Here is a 26,741-nt window from a genome sequence, read left to right as displayed (position 1 = left end):
TCGAAAGACCGGGCTTTTTGTTTTATCTGTTGTTTGTCGGTGAGCGCTCTCCTGAGGAGGACAAATCCGCCGGGAGCGGATTTGAACGTTGCGCAGCAACGGCCCGGAGGGTGGCGGGCAGGACGCCCGCCATAAACTGCCAGGCATCAAACAAGTGAAGAGCCTATCCTGCCGGATGGGCTTTTTGCGTTTCTGTCGTCCGGCCAGCGTGCCGGTATGCCTCCCCGGTGGCGCTGCGCTTGCCGGGGCTACGGATCCGACACGGGGCTACGTCCCTGTGGCCGGACAAGGTGCGCAGCACCGCCTCCGGGAAAATCCCTCCTATATCACCGTCGATAAATGACTATTGCCTCTCTAACCAACTCACAATAAATGTCGCGATCTGTGGTACATCATTTAAATCCAGCAGCGGAAGTGATGTCGCGATCGATACATCGCTGGCCACGGCGATGGTATGCTCATCAATTACCAGCTCTTCTACACGATGGCCGCTGTTTTGCCGAAAAAGCAGGATCTTCGGCACGGGTTCATGTTTGAACCCCTCCACTAAAACCAGGTCCAGTTTGCTGGCATCCATTCGACTGACCAGCCACGTGAGATCTAATTCCGGCTTCTCTGGCGTCTCGGTCATCAATGCCCACCGCTGTTCGCTGGCGACAATAGTTTGCGCAGCGCCCGCCTTACGCAGTTCATAGCTATCTTTGCCCGGCTTATCCACGTCCATATCATGATGGGTGTGCTTTATCAGTCCCGGGCGTAATCCTAGAGCGCAAAGCTCAGGGATAAGACGCTTTAATAATGTTGTTTTTCCGGTACCGCTCCATGCGGCGATCGCCAGTAATGGGATCATGATGGCTCCTGCATCTGCTGCAAATCTTCGAGCGTATTTACATTAATGAAAGCAGTTTTCACATCGCTGAAATTCACCGGGCGCCCACCCATTTGTCGCATAAAAACCATCACCCTGCGCTCTCCATGTGCCAGATAAGCCTCCAGTTCCGGAATGATTTGACGATGAACTAATGCAACGGCAGGATGATCCCGTTCGCCGTCATGGGCCCAAACGACCGGTGCGTCCCCTCTCTGCTGGATAAAGCGCTCCACCAAAAAGGACGGAATGAACGGCGTGTCGCAGGGGCAAAAAACAAACCATGGGCTCGCGACCTGCTGCATCACAGCAAGCATTCCGGCCAGCGGCCCCTGATAACCCTCCTGTATGTCTCGAAAGACCGGATATCCGCTGGCACGCCACTGTTCAAGATGACGATTGGCGCTAATGACTAACTCATCTACCTGCGGGGCTAATGCTTCCGCGACGTGTCGCCAGAGAGGGCGACCATTTAGCGCCTGTAATCCTTTATCAATGCCGCCCATCCGCGTGGCCCTGCCGCCCGCCAGCACGACGCCGGTTATCGCCTCGCTTTGCATATGAATATCGCCTCTTTCATTGTGGGATTGACCCTGTTAACTTGTCCCTATCAAGAGTAAGGAGCATGACCATGAAATGTAAACGTCTGAATGAAGTAATTGAACTCCTCCAGCCAGCCTGGCAAAAAGAGCCTGAACTGAACCTGATGCAATTTTTGCAGAAGCTGGCGAAAGAGGCCGGCTATGATGGCGAACTGAGCGATCTTTCCGACGATATTCTGATCTATCACCTGAAGATGCGCGACTCTTCCAAAGATGCTGTCATCCCGGGTATTCAGAAGGATTATGAAGAGGACTTTAAAACCGCGCTGCTGCGCGCCCGCGGGGTAATAAAAGAGTAAAAGGTTGTAAGCGCTACCGCGTAAAGTGCAATGAGATGATATCCTGAACTATTCGTACGATTATCGGATGTCAGGATGCACGATAAGGCTTTTACTTTTCAGACGCTTCGCCCGGATACCATTATCGATGGGTTATTCGATCTGGGTATGCGGGTGGACTCCGGCCTCACCCCGCTAAACAGCTATGAGAACCGCGTTTATCAGTTCCAGGACGAAGAGCGCCATCGCTATGTGGTAAAGTTCTATCGTCCTGAGCGCTGGTCCGCAGAACAGATCCTTGAAGAACACCAGTTTGCGCTTCAGCTTGTAGAAGATGAAGTGCCCGTTGCTGCGCCGCTCTTATTTAATGACAGCACGCTTCATCAGCATCAGGGATTCTACTTTGCCGTTTTCCCAAGCCTTGGCGGTCGTCAGTTCGAAGCGGATAACCTTGATCAGATGGAATGGGTTGGCCGCTATCTGGGGCGCCTGCACCAGACGGGCTGCAAACAGCGCTTTACTGCCCGCCCGGAAATTGGCGTGCAGGAGTACCTGCTGGAACCGCGTCAGGTGTTTGAGCAGGCGACGCTGATCCCCTCTGGCCTGAAGGCCGATTTCCTGAAGGCGACCGATAAACTCATTGCTGCCGTCATGGAGCAATGGCACGGCCGCGGGAACACGTTGCGCCTGCACGGTGACTGCCATGCCGGTAATATCCTCTGGCGCGACGGACCACTGTTTGTCGACTTAGACGATGCGCGTACCGGCCCGGCGATTCAGGATCTGTGGATGCTGCTCAACGGCGATAAGGCTGAACAGCGTATGCAGCTGGAGACTATTGTCGAGGCCTATGAGGAATTCAGCCCCTTTAACAGCGATGAAATCGCGCTGATTGAACCTTTACGCGCTATGCGACTGGTTTATTATCTGGCGTGGTTGCTCAGACGCTGGGACGATCCCGCTTTCCCGGTCAATTTCCCCTGGTTAACCGGGGAGGATTACTGGCGGGGGCAGACGTCGACTTTTCTTGAGCAGGTGAAGGTTCTACAGGAACCCCCGCTTCAGTTAACGCCAATGTATTAATGTGATATATCCAGGAGAGAGTAAATCATGAAAAAAGTTTGGCTGGCGCTGGCTGGTATGATTCTGGCTTTTAGTGCATCCGCTGCCCAGATCACCGACGGCAAGCAGTACATCACCCTTGATAAGCCGATTGCTGGCGAGCCGCAGGTGCTCGAGTTCTTTTCGTTCTACTGCCCGCACTGCTACCAGTTTGAAGAAGTGCTGCATGTCTCTGACAATGTGCGCCAGAAACTGCCGGAAGGCACTAAAATGACCAAATACCACGTTGAGTTCCTGGGTCCGCTGGGCAAGGATCTGACGCAGGCATGGGCGGTGGCCATCGCGCTGGGCGTTGAAGACAAAATTACTGCGCCGATGTTCGAAGCCGTGCAGAAAAACCAGACTGTGCAGAGTGTGGCTGACATTCGTAAAGTGTTTGTCGACGCTGGCGTGAAAGGGGAAGACTACGATGCCGCATGGAATAGCTTCGTGGTGAAATCTCTGGTCGCTCAGCAAGAGAAAGCGGCAGCCGATCTGCAGCTGCAGGGCGTACCGGCTATGTATGTTAATGGTAAATACCAGCTGAATCCGCAGGGGATGGACACCAGCAATATGGATGTCTTCGTCGCTCAGTATGCGGATACCGTGAAGCAACTGGTAGAGAAGAAATAAAAAAAACGCCGGTCACTGACCGGCGTTACTTTATCTGTTTTGCAATAGCTACCGCTCTTTGTCCCTCATGATGTCAGTCAACTGACGGTCTTTCTCTTCCCATAGGCCATTCAGCCAGCGCTGGAAGCTGCGCTTAAAGTTCTTATCGTTAACGTAATCGCCGTGCAGCTCTTCGCCAATAGGGACCAGATTGATACGGACCACAATGCGCGTCAGGCGGCCGCTTAACATATCGTAAAATGGTCTTGTATGATTATCCGGGTAGCACAGCGTGACGTTCAGCAGTTTATCGAACTGCGAACCGAGTACGTTGAGCGCCATGGCGATACCAGCGGCTTTCGGCGGTAACAGGTTGTGGTAAGGAGAGCGCGTTTCGCGCTTTTTTTCTTCGGTAAAACGCGAGCCTTCCACAAAATTGACGATAGTCGTCGGATGCGCGCGAAATTTTTCACACGAACGGCGGGTGGTTTCGACATCTTTACCGCGGCGCTCCGGGTGACGAATAAGATAGCTGCGCGAGTAGCGGCGCATAAAAGGCATATCCAGCGCCCAGCAGGCGAGGCCAATGAAGGGTACCCACGCCAGCTGTTGTTTAAGGAAGTACTTATTCATCGGAATATGCTTGCGGAACAGCACGCATAGCACCACGATGTCTGCCCAGCTGTGGTGGTTGCTGATCAGCAGATACCAGTTCTTTTTGTTCAGGCCTTCCAGACCCTGGACGTCCCATTTTAGCCAGGGATTGAGATGCAACAGCAGCGCCAGCCCTTCGCACCAGCAGTACATCATAAAATTGCAAAAAACGGATATAGAGCGCCATACCGCTGGAATGGGGACCAGCAGTTTAATCAGCCCGGCGACGATGATCGGTACAGAGCAGATAATGGTGACTAAGATGGTTAAGGCGATACTCAGCGGAAGTGTTATCGCAGCGAGTAATCTCGACATAGTTAGTTTATTCAGAAAGTTAGGCTGACAAAGAGCGCCTTTAAGCTGCGCAAGAGGCTGATTTTACCAGAAAACGCGGCAAATGACGGGTCTTACCAGAACAGAAAAAAACAAGGATCTTCTATCCACATGGAAGATTAGGTCATCAAATTAATGCCAGGATCGTTGATCTGTTTTTAAGTGGTTGATAAATAGTAAATAATACTATTTATTCATTTATTTTCAGGGGCGGATAAGCTGACGTTGTAAAACTATGCACAAAGTTATCCACAAGCTAAGTTGTCGCGCGATCGCGACGATCGTTGAATCTTTTCCGCGAATTGCGGGAAAAATTCAGGATTTCATGCCCGTCTGTGGCATCCTTTATCCATAATCTGATAAACAGGCACGGAAATTATGGTTCAGATCCCAGAAAACCCTCTCATCCTCGTTGACGGCTCCTCCTATCTTTATCGGGCGTATCATGCGTTTCCGCCGCTGACTAACAGCGCAGGGGAGCCCACCGGGGCTATGTACGGCGTACTGAATATGCTGCGCAGTTTGATACTGCAGTATCAACCGACTCATGCCGTCGTGGTCTTTGATGCGAAAGGGAAAACCTTCCGTGATGAATTGTTCGAGCATTACAAATCTCACCGCCCGCCGATGCCGGACGATCTGCGCGCGCAGATTGAGCCGTTGCATAAGATGGTGAAAGCGATGGGGCTGCCGCTGATGGCTGTCCCGGGCGTCGAAGCTGACGATGTGATTGGCACCCTGGCGCGGGAAGCGGAAAGGGCAGGTCGCCCAGTCCTGATCAGCACCGGCGATAAAGACATGGCCCAGCTGGTGACGCCGGGCATCACCCTGATCAATACCATGACCAACACTATCCTCGGACCGGATGAGGTGGTTACTAAGTACGGCGTCCCGCCGGAGCTGATTATTGATTTCCTGGCGCTGATGGGCGACTCCTCGGATAACATTCCCGGCGTGCCGGGCGTGGGCGAAAAGACCGCCCAGGCGCTGCTGCAAGGCCTCGGCGGCCTTGATACGCTGTATGCGGAACCGGAGAAGATCGCTGAACTGAGCTTCCGCGGCGCGAAAACGATGGCGGCGAAGCTCGAGCAGAACAAGGACGTGGCTTATCTCTCTTATCAGCTGGCGACCATCAAAACCGACGTCGAGCTGGAGCTCACCTGCGAAGAGCTGGAGGTGCAGCCGCCGGCGGCAGACGATCTGCTGGCGCTGTTCAGACAGTATGAATTTAAGCGCTGGACCACCGACGTTGAGGCCGGAAAATGGCTGCAGGCTAAGGGGGGCAAACCGGCTGCGAAACCTGCAGTGCCTGCAGCAGCGGCAGAAGCGGAAGAAGAGGTTGAAGCCGCTACTGCACTTTCAGCAGAGCATTATGTCACTATCCTTGATGAGGCTACGCTGCTCACCTGGATCGATAAGCTGAAGCAGGCGCCGCTCTTTGCCTTTGATACGGAAACCGACAGCCTGGATAACATCTCCGCCAACATGGTTGGTCTTTCATTCGCTGTTGAGCCAGGCGTGGCCGCCTATGTCCCGGTAGCGCATGATTACCTTGATGCGCCGGATCAGATCCCGCGCGAGCGCGTGCTGACGCTGCTTAAACCGCTGCTGGAGGATGAGAAGGTGCTCAAGGTCGGGCAAAATCTCAAATACGATCGCGGCATTTTGGCTAATTACGACATTGAGCTGCGCGGGATTGCGTTCGATACCATGCTCGAGTCTTACATTCTCGACAGCGTGGCGGGCCGCCACGATATGGACAGTCTTTCCGACCGCTGGCTGAAACATAAAACCATTACCTTCGAAGAGATCGCTGGTAAAGGTAAGAATCAGCTCACCTTTAACCAGATTGCGCTGGAAGAGGCTGGTCGCTACGCGGCGGAAGATGCCGACGTTACGCTCCAGCTGCATCTGAAGATGTGGCCGAAGCTACAGCAGCATGAAGGCCCGCTGAATATCTTCCAGCACATTGAAATGCCGCTGGTGCCGGTGCTGTCTCGCGTTGAGCGCAACGGCGTTAAAATCGACCCCGCCGTGCTGCATGCGCACTCGCAGGAAATTGCCCAGCGCCTGGTTGAGCTGGAGCAGCGGGCACATGAGATCGCCGGGGAAGCGTTTAATCTCTCCTCCACCAAACAGCTGCAAACGATCCTGTTTGAAAAACAGGGTATCAAGCCGCTGAAGAAGACGCCGGGCGGTGCGCCGTCCACCTCTGAAGAGGTGCTGGAAGAGCTGGCGCTCGATTATCCGTTGCCGAAAGTGATTCTGGAGTATCGTGGGCTGGCGAAGCTGAAGTCTACCTATACCGATAAGCTGCCGCTGATGATTAACCCCAAAACGGGCCGCGTGCATACCTCCTATCATCAGGCGGTCACCGCCACCGGCCGTTTGTCGTCTACCGATCCAAACCTGCAAAACATTCCGGTGCGTAACGAAGAAGGGCGCCGTATTCGCCAGGCGTTTATCGCGCCGGAAGATTACGTCATTGTCTCGGCGGACTACTCGCAAATCGAGCTGCGCATTATGGCGCACCTGTCGCGGGATAAAGGCCTGCTGACCGCCTTCGCGGAAGGGAAGGATATTCACCGGGCGACGGCGGCTGAAGTATTTGGCTTACCGCTGGACAGCGTCAGCAGCGAACAGCGGCGCAGTGCGAAAGCCATCAACTTCGGTCTGATCTACGGCATGAGCGCCTTTGGCCTGGCCCGCCAGCTGAACATCCCGCGTAAAGAAGCGCAGAAGTACATGGATCTTTATTTCGAGCGTTATCCGGGCGTCCTGGAGTATATGGAGCGCACCCGCGCACAGGCGAAGGAGCAAGGGTATGTTGAAACGCTGGATGGCCGTCGACTCTATTTGCCGGATATCAAGTCCAGCAATGGCGCTCGTCGTGCCGGCGCGGAGCGTGCGGCGATTAACGCCCCGATGCAGGGGACGGCTGCGGATATTATCAAGCGGGCGATGATTGCCGTTGATGAATGGCTGCGGAGCGAGAAACCTCGCGTGCGGATGATCATGCAGGTTCACGATGAACTGGTCTTTGAAGTGCATAAGGATGAGCTCGATGCCGTATCGAAAAAGATCCACGAACTGATGGAGAACAGCACTACGCTGGCGGTACCGTTGCTGGTGGAAGTGGGCAGCGGCGAAAACTGGGATCAAGCGCACTAAGTATACAAAGCGCAACGCGATTTTCTGTAAGTAAGCAACATAACTTATAGAGTTTTGTGAGGATCATTTGAATTTGCTATGTAAATAGTGAAAAAAAACTACAAAAAATGCTTTATCCGTGAGCGAAAGAAGAGTAAAGTTATTCGCGTAGGGTACAGAGGTAAGATGTTCTATCTTTCAGACCTTTTACTTCACGTAATCGGATTTGGCTGAATATTTTAGCCGCCCCGGTCATTTATGACCGGGGCGTTTTTTATTGCGCGAAAGAAAAGTTTTAGGCTGTGAAAACAACGTAGTATGAACGTCCGGATAGGGCGCTACGCGCCGTTATCCGGAAAAAGCGGGGGTTACTCGGCGTCTTCGACGGCTTCTTGCGGCGGGATTTCGTTAAACCAGCTATCCAGCTTCTGTCGCAGCTTATCGACGCCAGATTTTTTCAGCGAAGAGAAGGGTTCAACCTGGACATCGCCATTGAAGGCCAGTACCGCTTCACGCACCATATTCACTTGCGCTTTACGCGCGCCGCTGGCGAGTTTATCGGCTTTGGTGAGCAGTACCAGCACCTGAATATCGCTCTCTACCGCCCATTCGATCATCTGCTGATCGAGATCTTTAAGCGGATGACGTATGTCCATCAGCACCACGAGACCCTTCAGGCACAGACGTTTTTCCAGGTATTCCCCCAGCGCGCGCTGCCACTTGATCTTCATCTCTTCGGGTACTTGCGCATAACCATAGCCGGGCAGGTCGACAAGGCGCTTGCCCTCAGCGACTTCGAACAGGTTAATCAGCTGCGTACGCCCCGGGGTTTTGGAGGTACGCGCCAGGTTCTTCTGATTAGTCAGCGTATTCAGCGCGCTGGATTTTCCCGCGTTGGAGCGGCCGGCGAACGCCACTTCAATACCGGTATCGGCAGGAAGATGGCGGATATCTGGCGCGCTAGTGACAAAGTGCGTCAGTTGATAATTCCAGTTGGTCAAGACGGTCGTCTCCGTTAAAACAGGCTATGGCAGGGATTATACCTGAACAGCAGAAAAAGGCTGTTTTTACCGCACGCCGTTCCTGTAAGTAAAAACCATATGGTTTGTGAGACATTGACTATTCTTTGTATAGGACATACCTGAGGAAAATAAGACAAACCATATTTAACGTGTTGAAAATTAATCAATTATAGAAATAGAGAATTCTGAAAATAGATTTTTAACTGCCAGACTGGTTGTCGATTTTTGTCAACAAGGTAAAGTAATACACAACGGCGGGGATGCTGAAAGGATTAGGACTCAGGACGAGGAGTCAGGAAGCGCCAGGAGGCGAAGACCACAGGATAGTCAGGATGACGCGCGTCTTGGAGACGTTTTACAGGGAAAAGGAAGAAACAGGGACCGTTGGACGCTAAGGGAAAGACAGGGTGAGTCGTTAGCGAACAGGGAAAGAAGAGCCCGTTAAGGGTGGTCAGTGAGGAAAAAGGCGACAGAGTAATCTGTCGCCTTTTTTCTTTGCTTGCTTTCTGCTAGATTCCGCCTCAATTCTATACTGAATACTACTGTCTGAAGATTACACATCATGAAAAAACCGACATCCGCCACCCGTGGCAAATCCGGCCGCAAGTCGCGTGAAGAGTTAAATCAGGAAGCTCGCGATCGCAAACGGCAGAAGAAACATCGTGGCCACGCGGCAGGCAGTCGCGCGAACGGCGGCGATGCGGCTTCGGCGGGTAAAAAACAGCGTCAGGCGCAAGATCCGCGCGTGGGTAGCAAAAAACCGATCCCGCTGGGCGTGAGCGAAAGCAGCGCTCCAGCCCCCAAGCAGCATAAACCAAAGAGCGAGAAACCTATGCTTTCACCGCAGGCTGAGCTGGAGTTGCTGGAGAATGATGAGCGCCTGGACGCGCTGCTGGAACGTCTGGAAGAGGGCGGCACCCTGAATGCTGAAGAGCAGGGCTGGGTGGACGCCAAACTGGATCGCATTGATGAGCTGATGCAGCAGCTCGGCCTCTCTTACGATGATGAAGATGAAGAAGAGGAAGAGCGTCAGGAAGATATGATGCGTCTGCTGAAGGGTGGAAACTAACATTTGCATCCCATCGGATTCCCGGTACTCCTTATAACCCTTCTGGTTATATGTTATCTGCTGTGGTTATTCGTTAAACTACGACGGTTGTCGCGGCGTCAGAAATGGCTGCGCAACCGGCTCATGACCCGCGGTGCGGTGGGGCCGGGACGGCGTACCCGTCGGCGGCACCATCGGAAGGAGTGAGCATGTCTGAGCAGATAATCGACTGGGATCTGGCCCTGATCCAGAAATATAACTATTCCGGGCCGCGCTATACCTCGTATCCCACCGCGCTGGAGTTTTCACCGCAATTTGGCGCGGCGGAATTCGATGCCGCTGTGGCCCGTTACCCACAGCGTCCCCTGTCGCTGTACGTGCATATCCCGTTTTGCCATAAGCTGTGTTATTTCTGCGGCTGCAATAAGATAGTCACCCGCCAGCAGCATAAGGCCGATCAATATCTCGATGTCCTTGAACAGGAGATCATCCACCGCGCGCCGCTGTTTGCCACTCGCCAGGTGAAGCAACTGCACTGGGGGGGCGGCACGCCAACTTATCTCAATAAGGCGCAAATCAGTCGCCTGATGGATCTGTTGCGCAGCCATTTCCATTTCAGCGCGGAAGCCGAGATCTCCATTGAGGTCGATCCGCGTGAAATCGAGCTGGATGTCCTCGATCATTTACGCGCTGAGGGTTTCAACCGCCTGAGTATGGGCGTACAGGACTTCAATAAAGAGGTTCAGCGTCTGGTTAACCGTGAGCAGGACGAAGCGTTCATCTTTGATTTGCTCAACCATGCGCGGGAGATTGGTTTTACCTCGACCAATATCGACCTCATTTATGGCCTGCCGAAGCAAACGCCGGAGAGCTTCGCCTTTACCCTGCAAAAGGTCGCCGAGCTCAATCCTGACCGCCTGAGCGTGTTTAACTATGCGCATCTGCCCACGCTCTTTGCCGCTCAGCGGAAGATTAAAGATGCCGATCTGCCCTCCGCTGAGCAGAAGCTGGAGATCCTGCAGGAAACCATCGGCTCGCTGACGACGGCAGGCTATCAGTTTATCGGCATGGACCATTTCGCCCGTCCCGATGATGAATTAGCGGTCGCGCAACGTCACGGCGTACTGCATCGTAATTTCCAGGGCTACACCACTCAGGGCGATACCGATCTGCTGGGGATGGGCGTTTCGGCGATCAGCATGATTGGCGACAGCTACGCCCAGAACCAAAAAGAGCTCAAGCAGTACTACCAGCAGGTAGCAGAGCAAGGGAACGCCCTGTGGCGCGGGATCGCGTTAACTCGCGATGACTGTCTGCGTCGCGACGTGATTAAAGCGTTGATCTGTAACTTCCAGCTGGATATCGCGGCGGTCGAGGCGCAGTGGGACGTGGATTTTGCGTCTTATTTCGCCGAGGATCTGAAGCTGCTGGCGCCGCTGGCGCATGACGGGCTGGTGGCTGTGGATGATAAGGTCATTCAGGTGACGGCGAAAGGCCGCCTGCTGATCCGCAACATCTGTATGTGCTTTGATGCCTACCTACGGCAAAAGGCCCGGATGCAGCAGTTCTCACGGGTTATTTAATGTTTTCCCCCTCTCCCGCAGGAGAGGGGGAACAATTAGCTGAACAGCCCGACCAGCGCAGCGCACAGCACGGCAGCGACTGCCGTTTGTGGCGTGTGACTCGCAGCGGCGCCGCTCGATATCATACTCACCAGTGATTCAAACATGATGCTCTCCCCTAATGCCGGGGACGATCATACTCAACTCATCGGAACAGTAAAGTACAAAATAGCAGCACTTTGCGCCGATCGGCTATTTTTCATCATGCTGTTGAACCCTACTCCATACCCAACTCTTTTAGCTTACGCGTCAGGGTATTACGTCCCCATCCCAGCAGGCGCGCAGCCTCCTGCTTGTGCCCCTGAGTATGGCGCAGGGCGGTCGTTAGCAGCGTGCGCTCCATTTCGGGTTGCGCTTCTGAGAGCAGGTTTTGATGACCGGATCGCAACGCCCGATCGGCCCACTGACCCAGCAGCGTCGCCCAGCTGTCAGGCTGCATCTGCGTTGGGCTATCAGGAATCGTGGTCTCAAACAGTTCGCTCGGCAGATCCTGCGTCAGCACCTCCTGGCCGGCGGCCATGACGGTGAGCCAGCGACAGGTGTTTTCCAGCTGACGGACGTTGCCTGGCCACGCCAGGCGGGTCAGCGCTGTCTCCGTTTCCGGATGCAGCTGTTTGGCTTCAACGCCGAGCTCGCGGGCGGCTATCTGCAGAAAATGGCGGGCCAGGCGTGGAATATCTTCCCGGCGCTCACGCAGCGGCGGTAAATGCACCCGGATGACGTTCAGGCGGTGGAACAAATCTTCACGAAATTTCCCCTCCTGCACGCGCTGTTCCAGGTTCTGGTGGGTAGCGGCGATGATCCGCACATCGACCTTGACCGGCGCGTAACCGCCCACGCGATAAAACTGACCATCCGCCAGCACGCGCAGCAGACGAGTCTGGACATCAAGCGGCATATCGCCAATTTCATCCAGGAACAGCGTACCGCCGTCAGCCTGTTCAAAGCGACCCTGACGGACGGTATTGGCGCCGGTAAAGGCTCCTTTTTCATGGCCGAACAGCTCGGACTCAATCAGGTCCTTGGGGATCGCCGCCATATTCAGCGCGATAAACGGCGCTTTTGAGCGTGGACTATGGCGATGCAGGGCATGTGCGACAAGCTCTTTACCGGTACCGGATTCGCCATTGATCAGCACGCTGATGGATGAGCGCGACAGGCGGCCAATAATGCGAAAGACATCCTGCATAGCTGGCGCTTCGCCGATGATGTCGGCGGTTGGGCTACTTATCGGCGCATTTCGCGGCTGCTGCTGCTCTTGATAGTGGCTTATCGCCCGGTCGACGAGGGCGACGGCTTCATCGATATCAAAAGGTTTGGGCAAATAATCAAACGCGCCCTGCTGATAAGCGCTGACCGCGGCGTCCAGATCGGAATGCGCGGTCATTATGATGACCGGAAGCATTGGATGGCGCTGCTTAATCTGTTTGAGCAGCGCCAGACCATCCATTCCCGGCATACGGATATCTGACAGCAGTACATCCGGGGTTTTGGTGGTGAGGGCATCTAGCACCTCATTGCCGCTTTCGAACGTTGTGCAGCTCAAGCCGGCTCCGGTGAGCGCGCGTTCAAGCACCCAGCGGATGGAGCTATCGTCATCAACGATCCAGGCTATCCCTCGTTGCATAAACACCTCTACTTCCGAATAGGCAGGTATACCGAAAATTCGGTATGACCCGGCCAGCTGGTGAATTCAATTTTGCCGGAGTGCTGATCGATAAGGCTACGGGCGATAGATAAGCCCAGGCCGGTACCGCCTTCGCGGCCGCTGACCATCGGATAGAACAGCGTATCCTGGAGATGGGGCGGAATACCCGGGCCATTATCTTCAACGTCGATGCGGGCGGCGAGGCGATAACGCACCCCGTGCAGCGTCAGCTGGAAAGCGGTGCGGGTGCGAAGAATAATTTCGCCCCCTTCCGGCCCCAGCGCCTGCAGCGCATTACGGACGATGTTCAGCAACACCTGTTCAATTTGATCCGGGTCGTGGGGTAGCTCTGGTAGGCTGGGGTCGTAATCGCGGATCAACTTCACGTTGTCCGGCAACTCCATGGAAACCAGTTTAACTACCCGTTCGGCGACTTTGTGGATGCTTTCGGTAACGTGCATGCCCGGATGCTGTGGTCCGAGCAGGCGGTCGACCAGATTTCTTAGCCGGTCGGCCTGCTCAATGATCACTTTGGTATATTCCGTTAGCGCCGGGTCGGGCAGCGCTTTGCTGAGCAGCTGGGCCGCGCCGCGCAGGCCGCCTAACGGGTTTTTTATCTCATGCGCCAGGCCGCGGACGAGGTCGCGAGCGGCGACCTGCTGCGCATGCTGCAGCTGCTCCTGGCTCAGGCGGCGCTGATTATCCATCGGCGCCATTTCCAGCAGAATAAAGCCTTCCGGCAGCCGCTGGGCGGTCAACGACAGGATGTGCGAACGGCCATCGATAACCAGCGTCACTTCGTTATCGGTAAATCCCTGGCCCGCCTGCAGACTCTCCTGCATCAGCCCGATATTCAACGAAAAATAGCTCAACAGCTCAGGTAATGGGGTGCCAAACAGTTTGCGCGAGCTCTGCGCCAGCAGCTGCTGCGCCGCAGGGTTGGCAAAGTGCACCGCCAGGTCATCATCGACCAGTAAAATACTGTTGATAAGGGAGTTAAGGATCTGCCCAGCATCGGGCAGTGTGCCTGTTGCCATTCGACAGTCTCCTGAAAATGAGTGCACCAATTTAGTGCAGTATAGCTTTTTATCGGTAAAAAGCTCGCGAGATCAGCGTGTTGGTGGAGAAAAAAGCCCATCCTGAGATGGGCTGAAAGTTTCCACGGCAACAAAATATCCCGGGCATCTCGCGCCACAACACGACATACCCTGGATTTACAGCAAAATTAGACGCTGTAGTACAGTTCGAACTCAACCGGATGCGGAGTCATGCGTACGCGGTCGTTCTCTTCCATACGCAGGGCGATGTAGGCATCGATAGCGTCATTGGTGAACACGCCGCCAGCGGTCAGGAACTCGCGGTCAGCATCCAGGGCCTGCAGGGCTTCTTCCAGAGAACCGGCAACCTGCGGGATCTCTTTCGCTTCTTCCGGCGGCAGGTCATACAGGTTTTTATCCATTGCTTCGCCCGGATGGATTTTGTTCTTGATACCATCAAGGCCAGCCATCAGCAGCGCCGCAAAGCACAGGTACGGGTTGGCAGCCGGGTCCGGGAAGCGCACTTCGATACGACGCGCTTTCGGAGAGGTCACCACCGGAATACGGATAGAGGCAGAGCGGTTACGGGCAGAGTAAGCCAGCATAACCGGCGCTTCGTAACCCGGGACCAGACGCTTGTAGGAGTTGGTGGTCGGGTTCGCCAGGGCGTTGATGGCTTTAGCGTGTTTGATTACGCCGCCGATGTAGAACAGCGCCTGCTCAGACAGACCGGCGTATTTGTCGCCGGAGAACAGGTTGGTCCCGTTTTTCGCCAGAGACATATGGCAGTGCATGCCGGAGCCGTTGTCGCCGAACATCGGTTTCGGCATAAAGGTCGCGGTTTTACCAAAGCGGTGAGCGACGTTGTGAACAACGTATTTGTAAATCTGAATTTCATCCGCTTTTTTGGTCATGGTATTGAAGCGGGTTGCCACTTCGTTCTGACCTGCGGTTGCTACTTCATGGTGATGGGCTTCAACAACCAGACCCATCTCTTCCATGATCATACACATGGTGGAACGGATGTCCTGAGAAGAGTCTACTGGCGGAACCGGGAAGTAACCCCCTTTCACGCCCGGACGGTGACCTTTGTTACCGCCTTCGTATTTGGTAGAGGAGTTCCACGCACCTTCAATGTCATCGATCGCGACATGGGAGCCGGAGATAGAGGCGCCAAAACGGATGTCGTCGAACAGGAAGAATTCTGGTTCTGGCCCGAACAGGACGGTATCAGCGATGCCGGTGGCGCGCAGGTACTCTTCAGCGCGTTTCGCGATGGAGCGCGGGTCACGGTCATAGCCCTGCAGGGTGCCTGGCTCGAGGATATCGCAGCGGATGATCAGGGTCGGTTCTTCGTAGAACGGGTCAATGACCGCGGTGGACGCGTCCGGCATCAGGACCATGTCAGATTCGTTGATACCTTTCCAGCCACCAATCGAGGAGCCATCAAACATTTTGCCTTCTTCGAAGAATTCGGCATTTACCTGATGAGACGGAATCGTGACGTGCTGTTCTTTACCTTTGGTATCGGTGAAGCGCAGATCGACAAACTTCACTTCGTGCTCGTTCAGCATCGTCAAAACGTGTTCAGCGGACATACTTAAACTCTCCCGGATTGGTCATTGTCGTCGTGGTAACGAAAACTTCATACTGCTTAAAAGTGGCGTTGTTGCCTTAAAAAATATAAAGCGAAATCTGTGCCAACTTTTAAATGCCCCATAAAACGCTGTATCATGCGCACCATAGTGCAAAAGGACTGCACCATGATGGAGATAATGCACCAAAATAGTGCTTCAGTGTGAACATTGAGCACCATTTTGGTGCAATTTTTGTTACGGTGCCCTTTTATCGCTCCGTGAAAGCGGTCACAAAGAAACTCTGCAATACTTGTTTGCGGAGGATGTTTGTGATCCTGTTCAGTCCTTCGCTTAATACGTGTACAATAACGCGCTATTTCTAATGCCTGAGGCAAAGTTGTGATCGAAAATCTGCGTAATATCGCCATCATCGCGCACGTTGACCATGGTAAAACTACCCTGGTTGACAAGCTGCTACAGCAATCCGGTACGTTCGACGCACGTACTGAAGCACAAGAACGTGTGATGGACTCCAACGATTTGGAGAAAGAGCGTGGGATTACCATCCTCGCGAAAAACACCGCAATCAAATGGAATGATTACCGTATCAACATCGTTGATACCCCAGGGCACGCCGACTTCGGAGGTGAAGTTGAGCGTGTTATGTCCATGGTTGACTCTGTGCTGCTGGTGGTAGATGCCTTTGATGGCCCGATGCCGCAAACGCGCTTCGTGACCAAAAAAGCTTTTGCCCACGGTCTGAAGCCGATCGTGGTCATCAACAAAGTTGACCGCCCGGGCGCGCGTCCGGACTGGGTTGTCGATCAGGTGTTCGACCTGTTCGTTAACCTCGATGCGACCGACGAACAGCTGGACTTCCCGATCGTTTACGCGTCCGCGCTGAACGGTATCGCGGGTCTGGATCACGAAGACATGGCTGACGACATGACCCCGCTGTACCAGGCGATTGTCGATCGCGTGCCGGCGCCGGACGTTGATCTTGACGGTCCGCTGCAGATGCAGATCTCCCAGCTGGACTACAACAACTACGTTGGTGTTATCGGCATCGGCCGCATCAAGCGCGGTAAAGTGAAGCCGAACCAGCAGGTCACTATCATCGATAGCGAAGGCAAAACCCGTAACGGTAAAGTCGGTAAAGTGCTGACTCACCTGGGTCTGGAGCGAATTGAGAGCGACGTAGCTGAAGCTGGCGACATCATCGCGATCACCGGTCTGGGCGAGCTGAACATCTCCGACACCATCTGCGACCCGCAGAATGTCGAAGCGCTGCCGGCCCTGTCCGTTGATGAGCCGACCGTTTCCATGTTCTTCAACGTCAACACCTCTCCGTTCTGCGGTAAAGAAGGTAAGTTCGTTACCTCTCGCCAGATCCTGGACCGTCTGAATAAAGAGCTGGTGCACAACGTGGCGCTGCGCGTTGAAGAAACCGAAGACGCTGATGCGTTCCGCGTTTCCGGCCGTGGTGAACTGCACCTGTCCGTTCTGATTGAAAACATGCGTCGTGAAGGTTTCGAGATGGCGGTTTCCCGTCCGAAAGTTATCTTCCGCGAAATCGACGGCCGTAAACAAGAGCCGTTCGAGAACGTGACGCTGGACGTCGAAGAGCAGCACCAGGGTTCTGTCATGCAGGCGCTGGGCGAGCGTAAAGGCGACCTGAAAAACATGAATCCGGACGGTAAAGGCCGCGTACGTCTCGACTACGTGATCCCAAGCCGCGGTCTGATCGGCTTCCGTTCAGAGTTCATGACCATGACCTCCGGTACCGGTCTGCTGTACTCCACCTTCAGCCACTACGACGACGTTCGTCCGGGCGAAGTGGGCCAGCGTAACAACGGCGTACTGATCTCCAACGGTCAGGGTAAAGCGGTAGCGTTCGCGCTGTTCGGTCTGCAGGATCGCGGTAAGCTGTTCCTCGGCCACGGCGCTGAAGTTTACGAAGGCCAGATCATCGGTATTCACAGCCGTTCCAACGACCTGACGGTAAACTGCCTGACCGGTAAGAAACTGACCAACATGCGTGCGTCTGGTACTGACGAAGCCACGGTTCTGGTTCCGCCGGTTAAGATGACCCTGGAGCAGGCTCTGGAGTTCATCGATGACGACGAACTGGTAGAAGTTACTCCGACCTCTATCCGTATCCGTAAACGTCACCTGACCGAGAACGACCGTAAACGCGCGATGCGCGGTGCAAAAGAAGAGTAATTTTTTCTTCTTGTTGTTCGCTAAACCCCGCCTCTCCGGCGGGGTTTCTTTTTTTCATTCCTGCATCACACGCCAATAGTCAAATCCAGCCTTTCCCGCTAAAGTTAATTTTCCACGGCGCGGAAGGAGACAAAAATGCTCTATATCTTTGATTTAGGTAATGTGATTGTCGACATTGACTTCAACCGGGTATTGGGAGCCTGGAGCGATTTAACCCGCATCCCGCTGGCGACGCTGAAGCAGCATTTCACCATGGGTGAGGCTTTCCATCAGCATGAGCGCGGCGAGCTCAGCGATGAAGACTTTGCCGCCGCCATGTGCCATGAAATGAATATGCCCCTCAGCTATGAACAGTTTGCTCACGGCTGGCAGGCGGTGTTTGTCGCGCTGCGCCCGGAGGTGATTACCATCATGCATAAACTTCGTGCCCAGGGGCATCGGGTGGTGGTGCTCTCCAATACCAATCGTCTGCACACCACGTTCTGGCCCGATGAATACCCGGAAGTGCGCGCGGCCGCCGATCGCATTTATCTGTCGCAGGAGATGGGATTGCGTAAGCCTGAAGCGCAAATTTATCTGCGAGTACTGGAAGAAGAGGGGTTTTCCGCCGCAGATACGGTCTTTTTTGATGATAACGTCGATAATATAGCAGGGGCCAACCGGTTGGGGATCACCAGTATCCTGGTGACTGGTAAGGAGACCATCCCTGACTATTTCGCGAAACAGCTATGCTAAAAACCGTTCATCAAAAATTACTCCACCATACCCGGCCGCTGCTGGCGTGGCTAAAGCTGCTGTGGCGGCGCATTGATGAAGACCATATGACCACCCTGGCGGGGAACCTCGCCTATGTGTCATTACTGTCCCTGGTGCCGCTGATTGCCGTCGTGTTCGCGCTGTTTGCGGCCTTTCCTATGTTCTCCGAAGTCAGCGTGCAGATCCGTCATTTTATCTTCGCCAATTTTATTCCGGCGACCGGGGATGTAATCCAGGGATATATCGAGCAGTTCGTGGCCAACTCCAGCCGCATGACCGCCGTAGGCGCCTTTGGCCTGATCGTCACCTCGCTGCTGCTGATGTACTCGATCGACAGCGCGCTAAACACCATCTGGCGCAGCACGCGCAGCCGCCCCAAAGTTTATTCCTTTGCCGTTTACTGGATGATCCTGACCCTCGGCCCGCTGCTGGCGGGCGCCAGCCTGGCGATCAGTTCCTATCTGCTGTCGCTGCGCTGGGCAAGCGACCTGGACGGCGTAATTGATAATCTGCTCCGCCTATTTCCGCTGATCCTCTCCTGGGCAGCGTTCTGGCTGCTCTATAGTATTGTACCGACTACCCAGGTACGTAACCGCGACGCGGTGATCGGGGCGCTGGTGGCGGCGCTGCTGTTTGAGGCAGGTAAAAAGGCGTTTGCCCTCTATATCACCACCTTTCCGTCCTATCAGCTAATTTATGGCGTGATTTCGGTGGTGCCGATTTTGTTCGTCTGGGTGTACTGGACCTGGTGTATCGTCTTGCTTGGCGCTGAAATTACTGTCACTCTCGGTGAATACCGCAAACTTAAAACAGAAGAAACAGAACAACCATGATTGCATTAATTCAACGCGTATCCCGTGCAAGCGTTACCGTGGCGGACGAGGTGACGGGCGAAATTGGCCCGGGGCTTCTGGTGCTGCTGGGCGTCGAGAAAGACGATGATGAACAAAAGGCGAATCGCCTTTGTGAACGCGTGCTGGGCTACCGCATCTTCAGTGATGCGGAAGGGAAAATGAACCTGAATGTCCAGCAGGCGGGCGGCAGCGTGCTGGTGGTTTCGCAATTTACGCTGGCGGCCGATACCGAGCGGGGGATGCGACCGAGCTTCTCGAAAGGCGCTGCCCCTGACCGCGCTGAGGCGCTGTATGAGTATTTCGTCGCCCGCTGTCGCCAGCAGGAAATGCACACCCAGACCGGAAGATTCGCTGCGGATATGCAGGTTTCTTTGGTCAATGATGGTCCCGTGACCTTTTGGTTGCAGGTATGACCCAGCTTCCGGGCAGGCTGCGGGTAACAAAAGAGAGTACGACTATGTATCACCTTCGTGTACCGCAAACAGCAGAAGAGTTAGAGAGCTACTACCAGTTCCGCTGGGAGATGCTGCGTAAGCCGCTGCATCAGCCTAAGGGATCGGAACGTGACGCCTGGGATGCGATGGCGCATCATCAGATGGTAGTGGATGAAGAGGGCAACCTGGTTGCCGTCGGCCGGCTATATATCAATGCGGAGAATGAAGCCTCCATCCGCTTTATGGCTGTGCATCCCTCGGTGCAGGATAAAGGGCTGGGTACGCTGATGGCGATGACCCTGGAGTCCGTCGCGCGTCAGGAAGGGGTTAAGCGGGTTACCTGCAGCGCGCGCGAAGATGCGGTGGAATTTTTCGCCAAGCTCGGATTTGTCAATCAGGGTGAGATCACCACCCCGACCACCACGCCGATCCGTCATTTTCTGATGATCAAACCGGTCGCGTCGCTGGACGATATTTTGCACCGCGGCGACTGGTGCGCACAGCTCCAGCAGGCGTGGTATCAGCATATTCCGCTGAGTGAAAAAATGGGCGTACGTATTCAGCAGTACACCGGGCAGAAATTTATTACCACCATGCCGGAGGCGGGGAACCAGAATCCGCACCATACGCTGTTCGCCGGCAGCCTGTTTTCGCTCGCTACCTTAACCGGATGGGGGCTTATCTGGCTGATGCTGCGCGAGCGGCACCTGGGAGGCACCATTATTCTGGCGGATGCGCATATCCGCTACAGCCAGCCTATTAGCGGCCGCCCCAGCGCCATCGCCGACCTCGGTTCTCTGAGCGGCGATCTCGACCGACTGGCGCGCGGGCGTAAAGCCCGCGTGCAAATGCAGGTGGAGCTTTTTGGCGACGATAAACAGGGCGCCGTTTTCGAGGGGATCTACATCGTGCTGCCGGCGAAGCCCTTTGGCTCGTACGAAGAGGGCGGCAACGAGGAAGAGTAAGCGCCTGCGGCAGTTATCGTCCTGGCGATGCCACACGCCAGGCGATATCCCGCATGGCATCACGCGCGGCGTTGCTGACGCCTCCCAGCTGAAAGAAGCCGTGGATCACCCCCAGATAGCGCTGACAGGAACTCTCCACCCCTTGCTCCGTCAGCCTTCGGTACAGCACTTCGCCCTCATCATGTAAAGGATCGAACTCCGCCGTCAGAATGTGTACCGGTGGCAGCCCGTTAAAATCTTCGCGCCAGAGCGGGCAGGCATCCGGATGGGTAGCGGGTGTGGCCGCTAAATACATTTCGTAGCCGCTAAGCAGCGTGTCCCGGGTAATGATGTAATCCTCGCCGTTGCTGGCGTAGCTTGCCATGCTGGCGGTAGCGTCGAGCATCGGGTAAATCAGGATCAGTTGTGCAGGTTGCCATGCTCCCGCCGCTTTCAGGCGCAGGGCCGTGACCAGAGCGAGGTGCCCGCCGGCGCTGTCGCCAGCCAGGGTGATACGTGATGCGTCAACGCCAAGCTGCTCCGCGTGCCGGTGGATAATCATGACACCTTGTTCTGCGTCATCGTGCGCCGCCGGAAAGGTATGCTCCGGCGCCAGGCGGTACTGTACAGCGATCACCCGGCAACCGCTGAACATGGCTAACTGACGGAGTTGGTTATCGTGGGTGGTAAAGCCGCCGCTGACAAAACAGCCGCCGTGGTAGTAGATAAGCGTGGGTAGCAGGCCGTCGGCTGTGGGCGGTGAAACGACGCGGAAGTGCATACCCTCCAGGGTGATATCCTCCACCCGCACTCGCGTTTCCGTCTCCCCGGCGAGTACCGCACTGGCGATATAGCCGGCCCTCCGATCATCAATATGCTGATCGCGTGATGACGGACGACCTGCCGCAATAAATGCCTCAACCAGCGAAGCAATCCCTTTTTCCAGCGCCATATGAAGTTCCTTGTACTGTTTTAATATCCAGTGTTATAGCCTGGATTATGGCGAAAAGACAGGCCTGTTGAGGTCGCCTGTGCATTATGGAAAGCGGCTCGCAAAAAAGAGTTTACCTGACAAAATCCTGTTTGTTTCCGATTTCAAAAGCTGTAGATTGCTCATAACTTCATCACTGGTGATATACTTGAGGTATATATGAGCATGATGGCTGAAAGGGATATGGGCAGAATTCTTCTCGATTTATCAGACGATGTCATTCAACGTCTCGATGACCTCAAAGTGCAGCGTAACATTCCGCGAGCGGAACTGTTACGTGAAGCGGTTGAACAATATCTGGAGAAACAAGATCGAGCTAAAGATACCATCTCCAGTGCGCTGGGTCTGTGGCAAGACTGCGAAGAAGACGGCATGGAATATCAACGTCAGCTACGCAAGGAGTGGTAATGACCTCCGGATCTGCGCTTTTTGATACCAATATTCTTATTGATTTATTTAGCGGGCGTCGCGAAGCCAAACAGGCGCTGGAGGCCTGGCCACCGCAGAATGCGATCAGTCTGATTACCTGGATGGAGGTGATGGTTGGCGCTAAAAAATATCACCAGGAGCAGCGCACGCGAATGGCGCTGAGCACCTTTAATATCATTAACATCTCACAGGATATTGCAGAGCGAAGCGTTGCGCTGCGGCAGGAGTATAAGCTTAAGCTGCCGGATGCCATCATTCTGGCGACGGCGCAACTCCATCGTCTGGAACTAATTACGCGGAATACGAAGGATTTTGCCGGTATTCCTGGCGTAGTCACGCCGTACGAAATCCACCCTGAATAATTCGAGTGGCAGGAGGACGACAAGTGAGCGATAAACTCGTCTGAAACGAATATCTCCAGCCAAAGGTTGGCCTCTGATAACGGTCAGTGACGCGTGTGAATAATCCCTGAGCACGTTCGTGTCACAAGAAGGAAAACGGGCGACAAGAGCCGCCCGAAATCATACTGCAGAACTTACTCCCCTTCGCCGGGGAACATGAACGGGTTAATTGAGCTTCTGGCGAAGCCCTCCTGTTCCATGCGGGCGTCGAGCACCAGGGAGGCCAAATCGTCGGCGACGGCTTCGACTTTCGGATCCTTTTCCTGATACATAATCTTCAGGTAGGTTCCGCAGTCGCCGCAGCTTTCGGCTTTCACCGCCGCCTGCTCGTTGTCCAGCGACCAGTAGTGCAGGTCGCGGCTCTGCTCGCAGTTGCTGCACTTGACGCGTACTACGTGCCACTCAGTTTCGCACAGGTTGCAGTGCAGATAGCGCAGCCCCTGAGTGGTGCCGATTTGCACGATGCTGGAGACCGGCATCGAGCCGCACACCGGGCAGAACTGGCGCTGTTCGCCGTATTCCGCGCGCGCTTTTCCTGGGATTAGACTGGCCATCTGCGCCCAGTAGAGCGACAGCGCAGCCCAGATAAACGGCGCTTTGTCGCTACTGACGGAGGCGAAATCGGAAACAAACAGCGCGCTGGCCATCTGCTCCAGCTCCTGCTCAGAGGCTTTTTCCAGATTCTCAATGACCGCCAGCGCCGGGCCGCTCATCTCCGGCTTCAGCTCGGCAATCAGCGAGTGCAACAGCTTGTGCCAGTGCTTGTCGCGCGGCAGGACGTGGATATCCAGCGGCGGCTTGCCCTGTTCGCTGGCCGCTTTAATGCGGGCGGTGAGATCCATCTGCAGCGGATGGTCGTACAGCACTACTTCCTGGGCATGGGCAATCAGCGCGGCAAAGCGCAGGTAATCGCCTAGCGGGTTATTAGCGGCCAGCTCGCGCAAGCGTTCAGCGCGGCGGTTATACAGATTTTTCAGCCTGGGGAACAGTAACGGCGGAATTGCTTCCGCCGTGCGTTTCTCGCTCGAACCCAGCTCGTCTTGCGGGATTATGCGAATACTCATTCAGATGACTTTTCCTGTTTCTGGCGGACCTCTCGGTACCAGCGCGGGTGATGTTTCTTCGCCCACGTTTTGGTAACCCAGCCTTCCACCATCGCGGTAATGGTGCCTTTCACCCAGAGGGCGGCGTAGATATGCACCATGATAACCACAATTAACGCCACTGCGGCAAATGAATGCAGCATCAGCGCAAATCGGATCACCGGGATTGAGAAAGCCGGCGCAAAATACGGACGCCAGATGATCACACCGCTCACCAGCAGCAGTACCAGGAAGATAATCGCCGCCCAGAATACGCATTTCTGGCCGAAGTTATAGCGCCCGGTATCGCCCACCTCCTCGTTGACGACGATCTTACGAATATTCTTCGCCCAAAAGATATCATCCCGATTGATTAGGTTGTGATGCCAGTAACGGAAAAACATGATGATAAACGACGCGAACATCACCACCCCGACGAACGGGTGGAGAATTCGCGCCAGCTGCGGCGTGCCGAGGATATGCATCAGCCAGTTAAAGGACGGGAAGAAAAAGCCTAACCCGCTCACCGCCGCCAGGACGAAGCAGAAGGCGGTGACCCAGTGGTTGATGCGTTCCGGCGCCGTGTAGCGCACGATGGTGTCACGTCTTTTCATTTGCGCACCTCGTCTTTCTCTTCATGCAGATTGTCCTCTTCCTCTTCCGCGCGGTTCGGACCGACGCCGACGTAGTGGAAGATACTGGCTGCGAAGGTCGCGGCGAAGCCGACGGCCGCCAGCGGTTTCCAGATGCCTTTCCAGAACTTGACGGTCTGGCTGATCTCCGGGTTTTCCGGCAGGCCGTGGTACAGATTCGGCTTGTCGGCATGGTGCAGCACGTACATGACGTGGGTGCCACCGACGCCGGCCGGATCGTACAGGCCCGCATTGTCATAACCGCGGGTTTTCAGCTCAGCCACGCGTTCGCCGGCCAGCGTTTTCATATCCTCTTTGGAGCCAAAGTGGATTGCGCCGGTCGGACAGGTTTTCACGCAGGCAGGCTCCTGGCCGACGGTCACGCGGTCTACGCACAGGGTACATTTGTAGACGCGGTTGTCTTCCGGGTTCAGACGCGGTACATCGAACGGACAGCCGGCGATACAGTAGCCGCAGCCGATGCACTGCTCGGACTGGAAGTCGACAATGCCGTTGGCGTACTGAATGATCGCGCCTTCTGACGGGCAGGCCTTCAGGCAGCCCGGGTCCGCGCAGTGCATGCAGCCATCCTTGCGGATGAGCCATTCCAGCTTGTCGTTTTGTTCCACCTCCGAGAAGCGCATGACCGTCCATGACTTGGCGGTCAGGTCCGCCGGGTTGTCATACACCCCGACATTGTGACCGACTTCATCACGAATATCGTTCCATTCGGAGCAGGCCACCTGACAGGCTTTACAGCCGATACAGGTGGTGACGTCGATAAGCTTCGCCACCTCCTGCTGGTGGTCCCGCGCCTGAGGCGCGGGGGTGAAACCGTTAGTCGCGGAACGACGAATAATATCTTGCGATTGGTAAGCCATAAGTCGTCTCCGTTACACCTTTTCCACGTTCACAAGGAAAGCTTTGAACTCCGGCGTCTGCGTATTCGCATCACCGACGAACGGCGTCAGGGTATTGGCAATAAAGCCTTTTTTCGCCACGCCCTCATAGCCCCAGTGAATAGGAATGCCGATGGTATCGATATCCTTACCGTCAACTTTCAGCGTGCGAATACGTTTGGTCACCACCGCCTTGGCTTTGATATAGCCGCGGTTGGAGGAAACTTTCACGGTATCGCCGTGGCCGATGCCGAGCTTATTCGCCAGTTTTTCCCCGATCTCCACGAACTGTTCCGGCTGGGCGATGGCGTTAAGTAGCGCATGCTTGGTCCAGTAGTGGAAGTGCTCGGTCAGACGGTAAGTGGTGCCGACGTACGGGAACTTCTCGGCCTTACCCATCTGCTCGAGATCGCCTTTGAAGACGCGAGCGGCCGGGTTAGAGACCACGTTCGGGTGCAGCGGGTTGGTTCCGAGCGGCGTTTCAAACGGCTCGTAGTGTTCCGGGAACGGTCCTTCCGCCATCTTGTCGATAGCGAACAGACGGCCCATCCCTTCCGGCTGCATGATAAACGGACCGACGTCGCTGCCAGGCGCGGCGGCGCTGTAGTCCGGAATATCCACGCCGCCCCATTTGGCGCCGTCCCATTTCAGCAACTGACGCTTCGGATCCCACGGTTTACCCTGCGGGTCCGCGGAGGCGCGGTTATAGAGGATGCGGCGGTTGAGCGGCCAGGCCCAGGCCCAGCCCAGGGTATTGCCGAGACCGGATGGATCGGCGTTATCGCGGCGCGCCATCTGGTTACCTTCCGGCGTCCAGCTCCCGGCGAAGATCCAGCAGCCGCTGGAGGTGGTGCCATCATCTCGCAGCTGCGCAAAGGAGCTCAGCTGTTGGCCTTTCTTGACGATCACCGCGCCGGTTGCCGGGTCGGTGATATCCGCCAGCGCTTTACCGTTGCTTTCCATCGCCACTTCTTCCGATGCCGGCTCGTGTGGCGTGGAGTAGTTCCACGTCATGTTGAGCACCGGCTCCGGCGCCGGGCCACCCTCTTCGGCATACATCTTACGCAGGCGAGTGAAGATACCGGCGAGAATTTCACCATCGGTGACGGCGATCCCCGGGGCGTCCGCGCCTTTCCAGTGCCACTGCAGCCAGCGGCCGGAGTTGACGATAGACCCATTCTCTTCGGCGAAGCAGGTGGAGGGCAGACGGAACACTTCGGTCTGGATTTTCGCCGGATCGACATCGTTCGACTCACCATGGTTTTGCCAGAAGGTGGACGTTTCGGTATTGAGCGGGTCGATAGTCACGAGGAACTTCAGCTTCGACAGGGAAGCGACGACCTTGTTTTTGTTCGGGAACGAGGCGACCGGGTTAAAGCCCTGGCAAATATAGCCATTCACTTTGCCCTGATTCATCATCTCGAAGTACTGCAGAACGTCGTAGCTCTTATCCCACTTCGGCAGCCAGTCATAGCCCCAGCTGTTTTCCGCGGTGGCTTTGTCGCCGAAGAAGGCTTTCATCATGGAGACGAAGAACTTCGGAT

At 55.2% G+C, this 26,741-nt stretch carries 26 protein-coding genes; 13 read left to right on the top strand and 13 right to left on the bottom strand.

The window, feature by feature from the left end:
• Positions 1–343: 343 nt before the first annotated feature.
• Together mobB and mobA are read right to left on the bottom strand one after the other, a co-directional pair.
• Positions 344–850, bottom strand: coding sequence for a molybdopterin-guanine dinucleotide biosynthesis protein MobB (gene mobB / locus KHQ28_RS02720; protein ID WP_002882596.1), 507 nt, complete (start codon positions 848–850; stop codon positions 344–346).
• A complete protein-coding gene (mobA, locus tag KHQ28_RS02715) occupies positions 847–1,428 on the bottom strand; it encodes a molybdenum cofactor guanylyltransferase MobA (RefSeq protein ID WP_004178039.1) in 582 nt (193 codons plus the stop codon). Before mobA ends, mobB begins: the two co-directional genes overlap by 4 nt.
• Before the next feature lie 71 nt (positions 1,429–1,499).
• Here mobA and KHQ28_RS02710 point away from each other — a divergent pair, with 71 nt between their 5' ends.
• The 3 genes from KHQ28_RS02710 to dsbA all read left to right on the top strand — a co-directional run bounded on the left by KHQ28_RS02710 (position 1,500) and on the right by dsbA (position 3,482).
• Complete coding sequence (locus tag KHQ28_RS02710) at positions 1,500–1,769, top strand: YihD family protein (RefSeq protein ID WP_002882612.1); 270 nt, start codon at positions 1,500–1,502, stop codon at positions 1,767–1,769.
• Between the two features lie 75 nt (positions 1,770–1,844).
• Positions 1,845–2,831: a serine/threonine protein kinase gene (locus KHQ28_RS02705; protein WP_002882726.1), complete on the top strand. Its 987-nt coding sequence runs from the start codon at positions 1,845–1,847 to the stop codon at positions 2,829–2,831.
• Between the two features lie 27 nt (positions 2,832–2,858).
• Positions 2,859–3,482: a thiol:disulfide interchange protein DsbA gene (dsbA, locus tag KHQ28_RS02700; protein WP_004146224.1), complete on the top strand. Its 624-nt coding sequence runs from the start codon at positions 2,859–2,861 to the stop codon at positions 3,480–3,482.
• Positions 3,483–3,530: 48 nt separating this feature from the next.
• Here the strand turns inward: dsbA and KHQ28_RS02695 are convergent, their stop codons facing one another.
• On the bottom strand, positions 3,531–4,430 hold the full coding sequence (locus KHQ28_RS02695) for an acyltransferase (protein WP_004150336.1): 900 nt from the start codon (positions 4,428–4,430) through the stop codon (positions 3,531–3,533).
• 396 nt (positions 4,431–4,826) lie between these two features.
• Here KHQ28_RS02695 and polA point away from each other — a divergent pair, with 396 nt between their 5' ends.
• Complete coding sequence (gene polA / locus KHQ28_RS02690; RefSeq protein ID WP_004187937.1) at positions 4,827–7,619, top strand: DNA polymerase I; 2,793 nt, start codon at positions 4,827–4,829, stop codon at positions 7,617–7,619.
• Between the two features lie 347 nt (positions 7,620–7,966).
• On the opposite strand, the gene yihA is transcribed toward polA, so the two are convergent.
• Positions 7,967–8,599, bottom strand: coding sequence for a ribosome biogenesis GTP-binding protein YihA/YsxC (gene yihA, locus KHQ28_RS02685; protein ID WP_002882734.1), 633 nt, complete (start codon positions 8,597–8,599; stop codon positions 7,967–7,969).
• 583 nt (positions 8,600–9,182) lie between these two features.
• Here yihA and yihI point away from each other — a divergent pair.
• Both yihI and hemN read left to right on the top strand, forming a co-directional pair.
• Positions 9,183–9,689, top strand: coding sequence for a Der GTPase-activating protein YihI (gene yihI / locus KHQ28_RS02680; RefSeq protein ID WP_032418238.1), 507 nt, complete (start codon positions 9,183–9,185; stop codon positions 9,687–9,689).
• A gap of 188 nt (positions 9,690–9,877) precedes the next feature.
• Positions 9,878–11,251 (top strand): oxygen-independent coproporphyrinogen III oxidase, encoded by a 1,374-nt coding sequence (hemN, locus tag KHQ28_RS02675; protein WP_002882745.1) that lies wholly within the window; start codon positions 9,878–9,880, stop codon positions 11,249–11,251.
• 35 nt (positions 11,252–11,286) lie between these two features.
• On the opposite strand, the gene KHQ28_RS02670 is transcribed toward hemN, so the two are convergent.
• From KHQ28_RS02670 to glnA, 4 genes are all read right to left on the bottom strand, one after another.
• Positions 11,287–11,397: a YshB family small membrane protein gene (locus tag KHQ28_RS02670; RefSeq protein ID WP_004152951.1), complete on the bottom strand. Its 111-nt coding sequence runs from the start codon at positions 11,395–11,397 to the stop codon at positions 11,287–11,289.
• 110 nt (positions 11,398–11,507) lie between these two features.
• Positions 11,508–12,917, bottom strand: coding sequence for a nitrogen regulation protein NR(I) (glnG, locus tag KHQ28_RS02665; protein WP_002882749.1), 1,410 nt, complete (start codon positions 12,915–12,917; stop codon positions 11,508–11,510).
• 8 nt (positions 12,918–12,925) lie between these two features.
• Positions 12,926–13,975, bottom strand: coding sequence for a nitrogen regulation protein NR(II) (gene glnL, locus KHQ28_RS02660; protein WP_004146229.1), 1,050 nt, complete (start codon positions 13,973–13,975; stop codon positions 12,926–12,928).
• A 188-nt stretch (positions 13,976–14,163) separates the two neighbouring features.
• The gene (gene glnA / locus KHQ28_RS02655; protein ID WP_002882753.1) at positions 14,164–15,573 is read right to left on the bottom strand and encodes a glutamate--ammonia ligase; all 1,410 of its coding nucleotides are present in this window, start codon (positions 15,571–15,573) and stop codon (positions 14,164–14,166) included.
• A gap of 378 nt (positions 15,574–15,951) precedes the next feature.
• Between glnA and typA the strand changes: the two genes are divergently transcribed.
• The 5 genes from typA (at position 15,952) to fabY (ending at position 20,784) form a co-directional block, all read left to right on the top strand.
• Positions 15,952–17,775 carry a ribosome-dependent GTPase TypA gene (gene typA, locus KHQ28_RS02650; RefSeq protein ID WP_002882755.1) on the top strand — a complete coding sequence of 608 codons (1,824 nt, stop codon included), beginning with the start codon at positions 15,952–15,954 and terminating at the stop codon, positions 17,773–17,775.
• A 135-nt stretch (positions 17,776–17,910) separates the two neighbouring features.
• Entirely contained in the window at positions 17,911–18,510 is a 600-nt protein-coding gene (gene yihX / locus KHQ28_RS02645; RefSeq protein WP_004151865.1) for a glucose-1-phosphatase, read from the top strand.
• Entirely contained in the window at positions 18,504–19,364 is an 861-nt protein-coding gene (locus tag KHQ28_RS02640; RefSeq protein WP_004146232.1) for a virulence factor BrkB family protein, read from the top strand. Before yihX ends, KHQ28_RS02640 begins: the two co-directional genes overlap by 7 nt.
• Complete coding sequence (dtd, locus tag KHQ28_RS02635) at positions 19,361–19,798, top strand: D-aminoacyl-tRNA deacylase (protein ID WP_002882809.1); 438 nt, start codon at positions 19,361–19,363, stop codon at positions 19,796–19,798. The genes KHQ28_RS02640 and dtd overlap by 4 nt, the downstream gene beginning before the upstream one ends.
• Before the next feature lie 44 nt (positions 19,799–19,842).
• The gene (fabY, locus tag KHQ28_RS02630; protein WP_004178031.1) at positions 19,843–20,784 is read left to right on the top strand and encodes a fatty acid biosynthesis protein FabY; all 942 of its coding nucleotides are present in this window, start codon (positions 19,843–19,845) and stop codon (positions 20,782–20,784) included.
• 13 nt (positions 20,785–20,797) lie between these two features.
• Here the strand turns inward: fabY and KHQ28_RS02625 are convergent, their stop codons facing one another.
• Positions 20,798–21,715, bottom strand: coding sequence for an alpha/beta hydrolase (locus tag KHQ28_RS02625; protein WP_032418237.1), 918 nt, complete (start codon positions 21,713–21,715; stop codon positions 20,798–20,800).
• Positions 21,716–21,919: 204 nt separating this feature from the next.
• Between KHQ28_RS02625 and KHQ28_RS02620 the strand changes: the two genes are divergently transcribed.
• Together KHQ28_RS02620 and KHQ28_RS02615 are read left to right on the top strand one after the other, a co-directional pair.
• Positions 21,920–22,162, top strand: a complete 243-nt coding sequence (locus KHQ28_RS02620; protein WP_004150355.1) for a CopG family transcriptional regulator — start codon at positions 21,920–21,922, stop codon at positions 22,160–22,162.
• A complete protein-coding gene (locus tag KHQ28_RS02615; RefSeq protein WP_002882817.1) occupies positions 22,162–22,545 on the top strand; it encodes a type II toxin-antitoxin system VapC family toxin in 384 nt (127 codons plus the stop codon). Before KHQ28_RS02620 ends, KHQ28_RS02615 begins: the two co-directional genes overlap by 1 nt.
• Before the next feature lie 173 nt (positions 22,546–22,718).
• On the opposite strand, the gene fdhE is transcribed toward KHQ28_RS02615, so the two are convergent.
• From fdhE to KHQ28_RS02595, 4 genes are all read right to left on the bottom strand, one after another.
• Complete coding sequence (gene fdhE, locus KHQ28_RS02610) at positions 22,719–23,648, bottom strand: formate dehydrogenase accessory protein FdhE (RefSeq protein ID WP_004150358.1); 930 nt, start codon at positions 23,646–23,648, stop codon at positions 22,719–22,721.
• Entirely contained in the window at positions 23,645–24,280 is a 636-nt protein-coding gene (fdoI, locus tag KHQ28_RS02605) for a formate dehydrogenase cytochrome b556 subunit (RefSeq protein ID WP_002882818.1), read from the bottom strand. The genes fdhE and fdoI overlap by 4 nt, the downstream gene beginning before the upstream one ends.
• A complete protein-coding gene (gene fdxH / locus KHQ28_RS02600) occupies positions 24,277–25,179 on the bottom strand; it encodes a formate dehydrogenase subunit beta (protein WP_002882822.1) in 903 nt (300 codons plus the stop codon). Before fdxH ends, fdoI begins: the two co-directional genes overlap by 4 nt.
• Before the next feature lie 12 nt (positions 25,180–25,191).
• A partial coding sequence (locus tag KHQ28_RS02595) for a molybdopterin dinucleotide binding domain-containing protein (protein ID WP_323131602.1) occupies positions 25,192–26,741 on the bottom strand: 1,550 nt, incomplete at its 5' end.

It is taken from the genome of Klebsiella sp. 28, from assembly GCF_018223905.1.
Taxonomy (GTDB): domain Bacteria; phylum Pseudomonadota; class Gammaproteobacteria; order Enterobacterales; family Enterobacteriaceae; genus Klebsiella; species Klebsiella pneumoniae.
Note: the sequence above shows the minus strand (reverse complement) of the source record. Positions and strands in the feature narration are given on the sequence as shown.

Coding starts and splice junctions, on each gene's coding strand:
- mobB (WP_002882596.1), bottom strand. CDS start 850: ATGATCCCATTACTGGCGATCGCCGCATGGAGCGGTACCGGAAAAACA.
- mobA (WP_004178039.1), bottom strand. CDS start 1,428: ATGCAAAGCGAGGCGATAACCGGCGTCGTGCTGGCGGGCGGCAGGGCC.
- KHQ28_RS02710 (WP_002882612.1), top strand. CDS start 1,500: ATGAAATGTAAACGTCTGAATGAAGTAATTGAACTCCTCCAGCCAGCC.
- KHQ28_RS02705 (WP_002882726.1), top strand. CDS start 1,845: ATGCACGATAAGGCTTTTACTTTTCAGACGCTTCGCCCGGATACCATT.
- dsbA (WP_004146224.1), top strand. CDS start 2,859: ATGAAAAAAGTTTGGCTGGCGCTGGCTGGTATGATTCTGGCTTTTAGT.
- KHQ28_RS02695 (WP_004150336.1), bottom strand. CDS start 4,430: ATGTCGAGATTACTCGCTGCGATAACACTTCCGCTGAGTATCGCCTTA.
- polA (WP_004187937.1), top strand. CDS start 4,827: ATGGTTCAGATCCCAGAAAACCCTCTCATCCTCGTTGACGGCTCCTCC.
- yihI (WP_032418238.1), top strand. CDS start 9,183: ATGAAAAAACCGACATCCGCCACCCGTGGCAAATCCGGCCGCAAGTCG.
- hemN (WP_002882745.1), top strand. CDS start 9,878: ATGTCTGAGCAGATAATCGACTGGGATCTGGCCCTGATCCAGAAATAT.
- KHQ28_RS02670 (WP_004152951.1), bottom strand. CDS start 11,397: ATGTTTGAATCACTGGTGAGTATGATATCGAGCGGCGCCGCTGCGAGT.
- glnG (WP_002882749.1), bottom strand. CDS start 12,917: ATGCAACGAGGGATAGCCTGGATCGTTGATGACGATAGCTCCATCCGC.
- glnL (WP_004146229.1), bottom strand. CDS start 13,975: ATGGCAACAGGCACACTGCCCGATGCTGGGCAGATCCTTAACTCCCTT.
- glnA (WP_002882753.1), bottom strand. CDS start 15,573: ATGTCCGCTGAACACGTTTTGACGATGCTGAACGAGCACGAAGTGAAG.
- yihX (WP_004151865.1), top strand. CDS start 17,911: ATGCTCTATATCTTTGATTTAGGTAATGTGATTGTCGACATTGACTTC.
- KHQ28_RS02640 (WP_004146232.1), top strand. CDS start 18,504: ATGCTAAAAACCGTTCATCAAAAATTACTCCACCATACCCGGCCGCTG.
- dtd (WP_002882809.1), top strand. CDS start 19,361: ATGATTGCATTAATTCAACGCGTATCCCGTGCAAGCGTTACCGTGGCG.
- fabY (WP_004178031.1), top strand. CDS start 19,843: ATGTATCACCTTCGTGTACCGCAAACAGCAGAAGAGTTAGAGAGCTAC.
- KHQ28_RS02625 (WP_032418237.1), bottom strand. CDS start 21,715: ATGGCGCTGGAAAAAGGGATTGCTTCGCTGGTTGAGGCATTTATTGCG.
- KHQ28_RS02620 (WP_004150355.1), top strand. CDS start 21,920: ATGATGGCTGAAAGGGATATGGGCAGAATTCTTCTCGATTTATCAGAC.
- KHQ28_RS02615 (WP_002882817.1), top strand. CDS start 22,162: ATGACCTCCGGATCTGCGCTTTTTGATACCAATATTCTTATTGATTTA.
- fdhE (WP_004150358.1), bottom strand. CDS start 23,648: ATGAGTATTCGCATAATCCCGCAAGACGAGCTGGGTTCGAGCGAGAAA.
- fdoI (WP_002882818.1), bottom strand. CDS start 24,280: ATGAAAAGACGTGACACCATCGTGCGCTACACGGCGCCGGAACGCATC.
- fdxH (WP_002882822.1), bottom strand. CDS start 25,179: ATGGCTTACCAATCGCAAGATATTATTCGTCGTTCCGCGACTAACGGT.